Source organism: uncultured Caballeronia sp., from assembly GCF_964243625.1.
In the GTDB taxonomy this organism is placed as follows: domain Bacteria; phylum Pseudomonadota; class Gammaproteobacteria; order Burkholderiales; family Burkholderiaceae; genus Caballeronia.
On the sequence record NZ_CAXTGZ010000156.1, the window covers coordinates 1 to 11,730 of the forward strand.

The following is an 11,730-nucleotide window of genomic DNA, read 5'->3' on the forward strand; positions in this document are numbered from 1 at the left end:
CGGAAAACGCAACTCGTGCGCACGGTTAGGCTGCGCAATGGGAGGCGTCGACAAGAGATACGCATAGATCGCATCGGAATCGGTGCGCGTCACTTTCGTATAGGACGCAAACGGCATGGCAGGATAGAGCAGCTCGCCAGTACGCGACTTGCCCGTGTGCATCATGTTGTAGAACTCAGCCGAGCTCCACTTGCCGATACCGCTCTCCTTATCCGACGAAATGTTCGGTGTATAGAGCGTACCGAATGGTGTTTCCATTGGCCGGCCGCCACCAAAGAGCTTGCCGGCAGGAACGGTATGACACGCGATGCAATCACCGGCGCGCGCAAGGTATTCGCCACGAGCAACGATTGACGGGTCAGCCGCTTGCGCATTTGACGCCACGACAAACATGCAGAGAAGCATCAGGGTCCGGAAACTGAACACGTCGATTTCCTCGCCTTAAGGGTTAGGGACAGTGCCGCAAGCGAGCGGCATCTTGAGAGAGCCGGCCGCGACCGGAACGGGATCGACCGGAGCCGGCAAGGACGCCAGATATGCCGCTATGGCGGTGATATCGCGATCGGCAAGCTTGCTGGTGATGTCATGCATGCAATCGGGCGCAAGCGTCTTGCGGGTGCCGTAACGCCACGCGCCCAATTGCGCGGTGATGTAGTCGGCATGCAAGCCAAGCAAGCCCGGAACGGCAGGCTCCATACCGGTAAGCGCCGCGCCATGACATGCAGCGCACGCGGGAATCTTGCGCGTCGGCGCACCGTTATTCACGAGCGACTTGCCCAGTGCGAGTGTCGCTGCGTCGGCGGTCACAGGTGGCAGTACAGGAAAAGGCGGCCGCTCGCCGGCAAGATGTTCGGCAATCTGATGCAAATAAGCGTCCGGGAGATAAGCCAATAAATAATTCATTGGCGGGTACTGCCGGCGGCCGTCCCTAAAGGCAAGTAACTGGTTGTAAAGATAACCGGCGGGCTTGCCCGAGAGCCGCGGATAATAATCATTGCTCGTACCCTCGCCTTGCGCGCCGTGACACGCGGCGCAAGCAAGAACGCGCGCCTGCATGGTGTCGGGCGCCTTTTCAGCAGGCGGAGCGCCGGCCGCGAGCCCACCCGCGCTCGATACCGCGAGCAGCACTAATGAAATGACGACGCTGCGAATGCCCACCGTTGTGTCCTCAATCGGGTTTTTGTGTCTGTAGTCATGGGCTACAGCGATTTCTTATACGACGCTATTTGTTGGCCTGGACTTTAAACTTGCTTGAGTGCGGCATCAGCGAAGCTTAAAGCACTTAAAGCTTTTTGCCGAGAGCCAAGATTCACATGACCCCGCGAATTATTAATCATTTAAGTAATGATTCAAAAGCCCGAAATGAAGAGCCTTGACGTTCAATGATCGAGATCAATAAATGCGCGGAATTTCGCTTGAACGAGGTCGAATTTTTTAAAGTAATTCGTTAGCGAAATTCGGATCAAAAACGTATGCAATCGTTCGAGCGTTGGTGTGCTGAAACGATGGCATCCATATGACCAAAGTTTCATTTAAGTCCAAGACGCCTGGCAAGCCGGTTGAGGTTGGCCCGATCCAGCTGCAACTCACGCGCGGTGGACGCCCAGTTCTGATTGTTGCGCGCCAATGCGTTCTGCAGGACCGTTCGCTCAAACGATGTGACCGCCGTGCGGAAGTCCTCTACCGGCGTTCGAGGCGTGGGAGCCTCCACCTTCGCGCTTTCCTGTTGGGCATCGTCGAGTCCGAGGTGAGCCGCAGTCAGGCTCAGGATACGCGGCGGCTCAGCTTGAGACGCAAGCGCTTTCAATGCGCTGCGGCCAACCAGATGTTCGAGTTCGCGCACGTTGCCGGGCCAGGCGTAGTCGAGCAATGCAGCTTGCGCATCGCTTGAAAGACGCAAACCCGACAGACCCAGCCGCGAGCGGTTTTCTTCGAGGAAACTTCCGGCCAGCATCAATACGTCGCGGCCACGCTCGCGCAACGGTGGCACCCGCAGCGGATACACACTGAGCCGATGATAAAAATCGGCTCTGAGCCGCCCCGCTCTCACCTCTTCCACGAGGTCGCGATTGGTCGCGGCAATCACGCGGACATCCACCGTATGGTCGCGATCCGAACCTATGCGCTGAAGCTGGCCGTTCTGGAGGACACGCAACAGCTTTGCCTGCACGCTCAGTGAGAGTTCGCCGACTTCGTCGAGGAAGAGCGTCCCGCCATCGGCGAGTTCGAACTTGCCGCGCCGGTCCGCAGACGCGCCCGAAAACGCGCCGCGTACATGGCCAAATAATTCGCTCTCGACCAGCGTATCGGGTAGCGCCGCGCAATTCAGGCTGATCAGCGGTTTGTTCGCCCGCGGGGACGCCGCGTGAATCGCGTTCGCAACGAGCTCCTTGCCAACGCCGGTCTCGCCGGTGATCAGCACGGTCAGGTCGCTTCCGGCCACGATGCCGATCTCCTGGATCATGCGCTTGTGCGACTTGCTGTTGCCGATCATCGTGCGACGGCTCTGGCCGTGCGCTTGCCTGTACGCCTCAGCACGCCGGCGTTCTTCCTCGCTGGTCCTGGCCAATGTATCGATGCGTTCCACCACGCTGACTGTCGCGGCCGCAAGGCTCAGAAAAGCGCTGACCGACGACATGTCGATGCTGTCGAAGCGCGCCGGATCGAGCGCATCGAGCGTAAGCAGGCCCCACGGTTGCCCGTTGATCACGAGCGGACACCCAAGGCAATCGTGCACTTCGAGATGACCCGATACCGCCTGGACGAGTCCGTCGTAAGGATCGGGAAGATCGGAATCCGACGCGAATCGCGTAGGCCCGGTGTTGGCGAGCAGTTGCACGAAGCGCGGATGTTCCGCGACACGAAAGCGGCGTCCGAGCGTATCCATGCTCAGCCCTTCAGTCGCCAGCGGCACCAGCGTGTCACCTTCCAGCCGCAATAAAGCGGCGGCATCGGCGGGGAACAGCGTGCGCATGGTCTGCAGCAGGCGCCTATAACGCTCGGCATCGGAGAGGTCGCGCGACAGATCCTGCATCAGCGGCACCAGCGCATCGAGCAGGAGCCGCGAGGTCATATTGACTTCATCCCGAGTCTTTTTGACAAGAGTCTTTCTAACCATCCAGTTTCGCAAGCCATTGATTTCAATAGGGTGCAAGTGTGGCATGAAACTTGGGTAAAGAGGCATAGCCACTGCCTGATTTGTGCCGCTCAATCCAACAAAAAAAGGAATTCCGCCATGCTTTCTGCAGAACACCGTGCCATCGTCAAGGCGACCGTCCCGCTTCTTGAAACCGGCGGCGAGGCGCTGGCCACACACTTTTACGGGCTCCTGATGAACGAGCACCCGGAAGTGCGTCCGTATTTCAACCAGGCGCATCAGGCGAGCGGCGCGCAACCGCGCGCACTGGCAAACGGCGTGCTGATGTACGCCAAGCACATCGATCAACTCGAACAACTCGGCGATCTGGTTTCGCAGATCGTGAATAAACACGTCGCGCTCGACATCCTGCCCGAGCACTATCCGCTGGTTGGCTCTTGTCTGCTTCGATCCATTCGTGAAGTACTCGGCGCAGAGATCGCCACCGATGCCGTGATCGACGCATGGGCTGCCGCTTACGGCCAACTCGCGAATCTGTTGATCGGTCTTGAGGAATCGATGTACGTCGAGCGTGAAAACACGCCGGGAGGCTGGCGCGGGACGCGCTTGTTCCGCGTCGCGCAAAAGGTTGTGGAAAGCGACGAAATCACATCGTTCTATTTGCGCCCGGATGACGGCGGAGAACTGCTCGCCTTCCAGCCAGGCCAATACATTGGCGTGCGACTCGTTCTCGACGGCGAAGAAGTGCGCCGCAACTATTCATTATCGGCAGCGGCAAACGGCCGCGAATATCGCATCAGCGTGAAGCGCGAGCCTGATGGCCGGGTATCGAAGCATCTGCACGAAAATCTCAAGGAGAACGACACCATCGAACTGCTTGCGCCCGCGGGTGACTTCAAGCTGAAGCACACTGAAAAACCGCTCGTGCTGATCACGGGCGGCGTTGGCATCACACCCGCGCTTGCAATGCTCGAAGCCGCGCTTGAAACCGAGCGCCCTGTGTATTTCATTCACGCTGCACGCAATAGCGGTGTTCATGCGTTCCGTGATTTCGTCGATGCACAGGCGGAAAAGCATCCGCGATTGAAGCGCTTTTATTGCTATTCCGAATCGCGTAATGGGGATGCGCCGGCCCATGGCACAGGTTATCTCGATGAAGCGCGACTCGCAAAATGGCTGCCGGAAACACGTGATGTAGACGCTTATTTCCTTGGACCGCTACCGTTCATGAAAGCGATGAAACGGACGTTGAAGGCGCTGGGCGTGCCGGAAGCGCAGACCCGTCATGAATTTTTCGGGCCGGCAGCGGCGCTCGAATAAGGCATGCCGTGTAATTAGTCATTTACTGCTCGCTCGACGTTCGCTCAGGCGAATGCGATTGATTGTTTTTCATGTCTGCATTCGCTTAAGCAAGTGAGCGCCCTGCGTCGTGCCTTTGATCAACGAGGAACTGCGAATTACGAACCCGCATAGATATTGCAGAAGCTGACCGGGCCGACACACGCACCATGCCCTTGCGATCCCGTCACAGGCATGCGCGGTGCGCTCACGCTGGAGCCGGACGCAACACCGCCATACGCGGCAGCGCTTTCCTGACGATTGGCAAACTGACTTTGAAACGCGGGGCTGACGTCCGGATACGACGCGTCCGTCACGTACTCCGAACCATTTTGTTGCGCTTCGACAAGCTGCTGGCGCACTTCGGCGCGCGTGAGTCCCTGGGCGAAAGCGGTCGATGAAACGAGGACAGCGGCGGACACAGCAAAGAGGGCAAGTTTCTTCATTTTCTCTACTCCGGTTGATTGAGGTATCCCAACCTTGTTTCATGCGGTTGGTACAAGGGCTAACCCATTCTTCGCTGTGTTTATTCCTGCGATCTCGAAAATTTGTTCGCGATTCTCGAAGCACGAGGCACGCGCTTTCGTCGTGCTGACGGATTGCGAGACTGCAAGCGTTTAAGACATAGATGAGGCTTATGAAAAGGCCGCTGGAAGCTTCGGCTTCCGGCGGCTTCACGCCTGCGTGTCGTCCAACAGGTATCGCTTAAAGGGCCTGCACTTGCACCGCTGCTCCCGGCACGCCCGACGTCTGCGGGGCGATCACCAGATAACGCCGTTTGTCGCTGGCGGTGTTGGCGCCAGGCAAGACCACTTGCCTGATCTGGCCAATAGCGTTGACGATCGCAGACCCCGCTGGATTCGTCATGAACTTCGCAAGCGATTCGATCTTGCCGCTGCCATCGGGGTTATCGGAGAGTCCCAGCACGTAGGGCGACTTGGGCTCCAGGCCCGTCGCCGACGCCTGCAACACTTGCAGCAAGCCCTGGTCGAAGAGTGCAACGCTGGTTGGCGCACCACCGCTTGCATTGCCACCACCCACCGCCACCATGTTCAAGTGCGCGGTTTCGCCTGCAAGCCCGAGCGGTTGCGTATTCTGCGTACCATCGCCTTCAGGCACCGCGTCAGGCACGTATGCAACCGCTTGAGGCGCCTGTCCGATTGGAACGGTCGCGATGACCTTGTTCGTCAGCGTATCGATTGCAGCCATGGCGTCGGCGTTTTCCAGTCCAACGTAGACACGGGTGCCATCGCCCGATGGCCAGATGCCGTGCGGCAGCTTACCGACATCAATAGTCGCGACCTGCGAGAAGTCATCGGTGCGGAACACCTTCACCTGATTCAATCCGCCGACCGTCACATAGGCGAACGTGCCGTTGGCGTTATGGACGATGTTCACGTGATTGGTGATCGGACCTGTATCGATCACCTTGAGCGTGGCGAACGGCGGGCGTGCATCGAACACCTGCGTCTTGCCGGTATCTTTCAGCGTGAACCAGACTTGCTTGCCATCGGGCGTCGCCGCGATGTTCGGGCAGAACGGGCTCACCTGCGTGACCTTCCCGACAATCTTGTGATCCGCCACGGAGACGACATCGACTTCCGGATTGAACGATGAACACACGTAACCGTATTTGCCATCGGGCGAGAAGATCTGCATGCCCGGACCCGCCGGCGTAATGATGCGGGTCTTCTCTTCGTAGGTATGTCCATCCAGGACGGACACATAGTTTTCGCCGCGCACCGTCACCCACACTTCGTTGCCGTCCGGCGTGAAGAACGCTTCATGCGGCGCTCGGCCGACATAGGTCACGTGCTTGACCGCGTTCGTCTGGGTATCGATGAACGAAACCGAATTCGAGCCGATGGACACCACCGCGATCGTCTTGTGATCGGGCGAAAAGCCCATGCCGTGCACAAGCACCTGCCCCTTGTACAAGGGGCTGAAATTGCCCGGCGACGGATCGCCCAGACGGATCACGCCGACCAGTTTGTTGTCGACGGGATCGGTGACCGAGACGGTATTGGAGAATTGCTCGGCGGCATAAACGCGATCGTGATGGCTGATCGCCATGTCGGGCGCGGACGCAAGTCCGGGCGCCTGGCCTGCAAACGCAAGCGATGAAACAGCGCTCAATACCGCGCAGAACACATGGGATTTTTTCATTTCGACTCCTGTTGCATGCGCATGGACGACGGCATGGGCATGGTCATTGTTGTGGGTGAAACGGTTGAAGCGGGTGCTTGCCCTTGATCCGGCGCAGGCGCAGAAGGCGGCAATGGCTGGCCCAATGCAAGGCGCATTGCGATGATTTCCTGCTGCTGCTCAACGACGATTTCCTGCGCGATGCGTCGTAGCTGCTCGTTGTGCCCATAGCGCAATTCCGCCTGCGCCATGTCGATGGCGCCCTGGTGATGCGGCAGCATCATGCCCACGAAATCATGATCGACGTCGCCGCTCGGCTTGATCGTCATGGCGTCCATCATGCGCGTCATTGCTTCGTCGTTCTCGGCGAGAAATGGCGCTTCGGCGCTTGTTTGCGACGTATCAGCGGCATGCGCGGGCAGGACTCCCAGCCCCAGGGCAGTCGCAGCAGCAACAGGAACCGCCGCCAACGCAACACAGCGAGCGCGCAAGGCAGTAAGGCAATTGGAAGACATGATGTGCACCTCGTACGAAGGCTTGAAAGGACGGTAATGCCAGCGCTAACCCATTGGCGAAGGGTTTATTCCAGAATATTTTTGCCAGGTGACAAGCGCCATTTATGGACTTGATGTGAATTTGGCGAGATTCGTCGTAATCTTGTATAAGAAGTTGCGGTGAAGACAGACCCAAAAAAAATCCCCACGACAACTGGAGTTGTAGATGACCACCCTTTCCATAAACGGCGACTCTCATACGGTCGATGCCCCACCCGACATGCCCTTGCTCTGGGTGCTTCGCGATCTCGTGGGTCTCACAGGTACAAAATTCGGCTGCGGCATCGCGCAATGCGGCGCATGCACGGTCCATCTCGACGGCGTGGCCGTGCGCTCGTGCGTGCTGCCGATTGCGGCCGTGGGAAACCGCAAGGTCACGACCATTGAAGCGGTCAGCGCCACGCCCGCCGGCAAGAAAGTGCAGGACGCATGGGTTGCGCTGGATGTCGTGCAGTGCGGTTACTGCCAGTCGGGTCAGGTCATGTCGGCAGCCTCGCTGATTGCCTCGAACCCCGATCCGTCCGATGCCGAAATAGACGCCGCCATGGCCGGCAACATCTGCCGCTGTGGAACCTATAACCGCATTCGCGCCGCCGTCAAGCACGCTGCCAAGGGAGCGTGACATGTCGCGAGGACTGCTGGAAGCACAAAATCGCCGCGCGCCTGCCGGCGTGAACCGGCGTATGTTTTTAAAACTCGGCGTGTCGGTTGGCGCGGCAATGGGCGGTGGCCTGATGCTCGGTTTCAGCCTGCCGGCCGCAAGCCAGGGCGAAGCGCCCAAGGGTAAGTCGGTGATTGGCGGCGATGCCAACGAGGCGCCGCAAAGCGGTGTGTTCGAACCGAACGCATTCATCCAGATCGATGCAACCGGCAAGGTCACGCTGGTGATTCCCAAGGTCGAGATGGGCCAGGGCATCTACACGTCGATCCCCATGTTGATCGCGGAAGAACTGGAAGTGCCGCTCGACAGCGTGGTGATCGATCACGCACCGCCCAACGAAAAGCTCTTCACGGATCCATTGCTCGGCGGCCAACTGACTGGCGGCTCGACGTCCATTCGCTATGCGTGGAAGCCCATGCGCCAAGCCGGCGCGACCGCACGCGTGCTGCTGATCTCCGCCGCGGCGCAACAATGGCAGGTCGAACCGGCAACCTGTCATGCGGAACGTGGCGAAGTGGTGCATGCGGCAACCAGCCGGCGCATTGGCTACGGTCAACTGGTGGATGCCGCATCGAAACTTCCGCCACCGCAAAACGTCACGCTCAAGGATCCTAAGGATTTCAAAATAATCGGCACCGCGCAAAAGCGCCTGGATTCGCCGGAGAAGGTTGACGGCACGGCGGTGTTCGGTCTCGATGTCCGCTTGCCCGGCATGGTGTATGCCGCAATCGTGAACAGCCCGGTGTTCGGCGGCACGCTGGTTTCAGTTGACGATACCAACGCGAAAAAGATTCCCGGCGTGCGTCAGGTGATCCGGTTCGACAACGGCGTGGCCGTCATCGGCGACCATACGTGGGCCGCAAAACGCGGCGCCGCTGCGCTCGATCTGAAATGGAACGAAGGCCGCGGTGCAGACTTTTCGACAGCGAAGGTCGTTCAGCAACTCGCGGATGCATCGAAGAAAGACGGCGCCGTCGCTCGCAAGGACGGCGATACCAAGAAGGGTTTCAGCGACGCCAAAACCCGCGTCGACGCCGTGTACCAGCAGCCTTTCCTTGCCCACGCGACCATGGAGCCGGTGAATTGCACGGTGTCCGTGCGTGCCGATGGCTGCGATATCTGGGTCGGCACGCAAGTCCCCACCCGCGCCGTCGATACCGCCATGAAAATCACCGGCCTTTCCGCCGACAAGATCACCGTGCATAACCATCTGCTCGGCGGCGGTTTTGGCCGGCGGCTGGAAACAGACTTCATCGAGCAGGCGTTGAAGATCGGCAAGCAGGTCGGCACGCCCGTGAAGGTCACGTACACGCGCGAGGAGGACGTCCAGCACGACATGTATCGCCCGTATTACTACGACGTGATCTCGGCCGGCCTCGATGCAAACGGAAAACCCATCGCCTGGCAACACAGGATCGTGGGCTCGTCGGTCATGGCGCGGTTCGCACCGCCCGCCTTCAAGAACGGGCTCGACCCGGACGCAGTGGAAGTCTCCGCCGACCTGCCCTACGACTTGCCGAATCAGTTCATCGACTATGTGCGCCAGGAACCCATGGACATTCCCACCGCGTTCTGGCGCGGCGTAGGTCCGACGCGCGGTACCTTCGTAGTCGAAAGTTTCATGGACGAACTCGCGGCTCAGGCCAAGGTCGACCCGGTAAAATATCGGCGTGACCTGCTCGGCAAGACACCGCGCGCGCAGAACGTGCTCGATGTCGCCGCGCAGAAAGCCGGCTGGGGCACCGCGTCGCCGAAGGGTCAGGGCCGGGGTGTATCGGTCATGCACGCGTTCGGCAGCTTCTTCGGCATGGTGGTCGACGTAACCGTGGACGGCGACGGCGAAGTGGCCGTCAATCGCGTGGTATGCGCGGTCGATTGTGGCATGGTCGTGAATCCGAATACGGTGGAAGCGCAGATCCAGGGCGGCATCATCTTCGGCATCACGGCGGCGCTTTATAGCGAGATCACGATCAAGGACGGCCGTGTCGAGCAAGCCAACTTCACCGACTACCGCATGTTGCGGATCGACCAGACACCCCCCATCGAGGTACACATAGTCAAGAGCAGCGAAGCGCCCGGAGGGATCGGCGAACCGGGGACGGCAGCACTCGCCCCCGCGCTGACCAACGCGATCTACGCCGCTACCGGCAAACGTCTGCGGCAGTTGCCCGTGGGCCGTCAACTGCTGAGCGCGTGAGGGCACACATGATGATCAAACAACTCGTTTCTGCGATCGCCCTCACCTTCAGCTTGCCCATGCTTGCGCATGCTGCTGCGCCGACAGACGACCCGCTTGTCGCCCGTGGTGCGTATCTCGCGAAAGCCGGCGATTGCGTGGCTTGCCATTCCGCGCCCAAGGGCAAACCGTTCGCCGGCGGCCTGCCCATGACCACGCCCATGGGGAAGATCTACACGACCAACATCACACCGGACCCGCAGACGGGCATAGGCAACTGGACCGAGGAGGATTTCGACAAGGCGGTGCGTCAGGGGGTATCGAAGGACGGACACAATCTTTATCCGGCGATGCCCTATCCGTCCTACACCAAGGTTCGCGATGACGACGTCAAGGCGCTCTACGCCTACTTCATGAAGGGCGTGGCGCCGGTCAACCAGGCAAATCGTGCGCCGGATATTCCGTTCCCGCTCAACATGCGCTGGCCGCTCAAATTCTGGAACATGGTGTTCCTCGATAAAGGCGTTTATCGCGACAAGGACGGGAAAGACGTTGCGTGGAATCGCGGTGCGTACCTGATCCAGGGACTCGGGCATTGCGGCTCATGCCATACGCCTCGCGGTATTGCGTTCCAGGAGAAGGCGCTCGATGAAAGCGGTGGCGCATGGCTTACGGGCGGCGTGCTGGACGGCTGGTTTGCATCGAACCTGACTGGCGAGCATAACGTCGGTCTGGGGCGCTGGTCGGATGCGGACCTGACCCAGTTCCTGAAGACCGGAGCGAACGCGCATGCAACGGCGTTCGGGTCCATGACCGACGTGATCAACCACAGCACGCAAGGCATGAACGATCAGGATCTGGCCGCCATGTCCACCTACCTGAAGTCGTTGCCGCCAGCGGGTGGCACCAACGCGACCGCTTACGCATACGATGCGAAGGCGACCACGGCGCTGCTCGCGCATCCCGCCAACGATGGCGGCGCGAAGGTCTACACCGCCTACTGCATGCATTGTCATGGCGTGGACGGCAAGGCGTTCGCCCCGCTGCTCGCACCGCTTGCGGGTAATCCGAACCTGATGGAGAAGGATGCTTCGTCGTTGATCAACGTCACGCTGAACGGCACGCAGGATCTCGTGATCCAGGGCATTCCGGCCGCGTACCCGATGCCCAAGTACGCACCGGTCCTCAGCGATCAGCAAATCGCCGATGTGCTGACTTTCATTCGCGCGGGCTGGAACAACGGCGCGCCTGCCGTTGCACCGGCTGATGTTGCGAAGCTGAGAAAATCGACGCAAGCTGCGCAGTGAAGAATGGCGGCGGATGAACTATCCGCCGCCATTTTTCTTATTCCGATGCTACCTTCAACAACACCGGCTGGTCCCGATAATACGTCGGATACAAACGCTTGAGATTTTCGACCTTGGGCAGATCGTTGATCGCAATGTAAGGCGCATCCGGGTGCAGCGTCAGGTAATTCTGATGGTAAGACTCGGCCGGATAAAAGCCCTTGAGCGCGTCGGTTCGCGTCACGATCGGCGCTGGAAACGCATGCGCTTTGTTCAACTGCGCAATATAGGTTTGCGCCACCTGCTTTTGCATGTCGTTCGCCGGAAAGATCGCCGAACGATATTGCGTGCCGCTATCCGGGCCTTGCCGGTTGAGTTCGGTCGGATCGTGCGCAACCGAGAAATAGATCTGCAGCAATTGGCCGTATGTGACTTTGGTTGGATCGTAAGTGATCTGCACCGACTCAGCATGA

At 59.5% G+C, this 11,730-nt stretch carries 11 protein-coding genes; 4 read left to right on the forward strand and 7 right to left on the reverse strand.

The genetic code is table 11. The features are described 5' to 3' along the window. From ACFFAR_RS13010 to norR, 3 genes are all read right to left on the reverse strand, one after another. On the reverse strand, positions 1-405 hold a 405-nt coding region (locus tag ACFFAR_RS13010; protein WP_375507977.1), incomplete at its 3' end, for a c-type cytochrome. 36 nt (positions 406-441) lie between these two features. Beyond that, complete coding sequence (locus ACFFAR_RS13015; protein ID WP_082771531.1) at positions 442-1,056, reverse strand: c-type cytochrome; 615 nt, start codon at positions 1,054-1,056, stop codon at positions 442-444. Between the two features lie 472 nt (positions 1,057-1,528). Then, on the reverse strand, positions 1,529-3,118 hold the full coding sequence (norR, locus tag ACFFAR_RS13020; protein WP_174362778.1) for a nitric oxide reductase transcriptional regulator NorR: 1,590 nt from the start codon (positions 3,116-3,118) through the stop codon (positions 1,529-1,531). Between the two features lie 117 nt (positions 3,119-3,235). On the opposite strand from norR, the gene hmpA reads away from it, so the two are divergent. Next, complete coding sequence (hmpA, locus tag ACFFAR_RS13025) at positions 3,236-4,417, forward strand: NO-inducible flavohemoprotein (protein ID WP_375507974.1); 1,182 nt, start codon at positions 3,236-3,238, stop codon at positions 4,415-4,417. A gap of 137 nt (positions 4,418-4,554) precedes the next feature. On the opposite strand, the gene ACFFAR_RS13030 is transcribed toward hmpA, so the two are convergent. The 3 genes from ACFFAR_RS13030 to ACFFAR_RS13040 all read right to left on the reverse strand — a co-directional run bounded on the left by ACFFAR_RS13030 (position 4,555) and on the right by ACFFAR_RS13040 (position 7,095). After that, a complete protein-coding gene (locus ACFFAR_RS13030) occupies positions 4,555-4,881 on the reverse strand; it encodes a DUF4148 domain-containing protein (protein ID WP_174362780.1) in 327 nt (108 codons plus the stop codon). Between the two features lie 259 nt (positions 4,882-5,140). Then, positions 5,141-6,601, reverse strand: a complete 1,461-nt coding sequence (locus ACFFAR_RS13035; protein WP_375507975.1) for a YncE family protein — start codon at positions 6,599-6,601, stop codon at positions 5,141-5,143. Next, positions 6,598-7,095, reverse strand: coding sequence for a DUF305 domain-containing protein (locus ACFFAR_RS13040; RefSeq protein WP_174362782.1), 498 nt, complete (start codon positions 7,093-7,095; stop codon positions 6,598-6,600). The genes ACFFAR_RS13035 and ACFFAR_RS13040 overlap by 4 nt, the downstream gene beginning before the upstream one ends. A 205-nt stretch (positions 7,096-7,300) precedes the next feature. Between ACFFAR_RS13040 and ACFFAR_RS13045 the strand changes: the two genes are divergently transcribed. From ACFFAR_RS13045 to ACFFAR_RS13055, 3 genes are read left to right on the forward strand one after another with little or no spacing between them, the layout of a single operon-like run. Further along, positions 7,301-7,756: a (2Fe-2S)-binding protein gene (locus ACFFAR_RS13045; RefSeq protein ID WP_062170689.1), complete on the forward strand. Its 456-nt coding sequence runs from the start codon at positions 7,301-7,303 to the stop codon at positions 7,754-7,756. A 1-nt stretch (position 7,757) separates the two neighbouring features. Further along, on the forward strand, positions 7,758-9,992 hold the full coding sequence (locus tag ACFFAR_RS13050) for a molybdopterin cofactor-binding domain-containing protein (RefSeq protein ID WP_174362783.1): 2,235 nt from the start codon (positions 7,758-7,760) through the stop codon (positions 9,990-9,992). Positions 9,993-10,000: 8 nt separating this feature from the next. Then, positions 10,001-11,278: a c-type cytochrome gene (locus tag ACFFAR_RS13055; protein ID WP_174362784.1), complete on the forward strand. Its 1,278-nt coding sequence runs from the start codon at positions 10,001-10,003 to the stop codon at positions 11,276-11,278. 37 nt (positions 11,279-11,315) lie between these two features. On the opposite strand, the gene ACFFAR_RS13060 is transcribed toward ACFFAR_RS13055, so the two are convergent. Next, positions 11,316-11,730: peptide-methionine (S)-S-oxide reductase (locus ACFFAR_RS13060; protein WP_375507976.1), on the reverse strand; the 415-nt coding region annotated here is incomplete at its 5' end.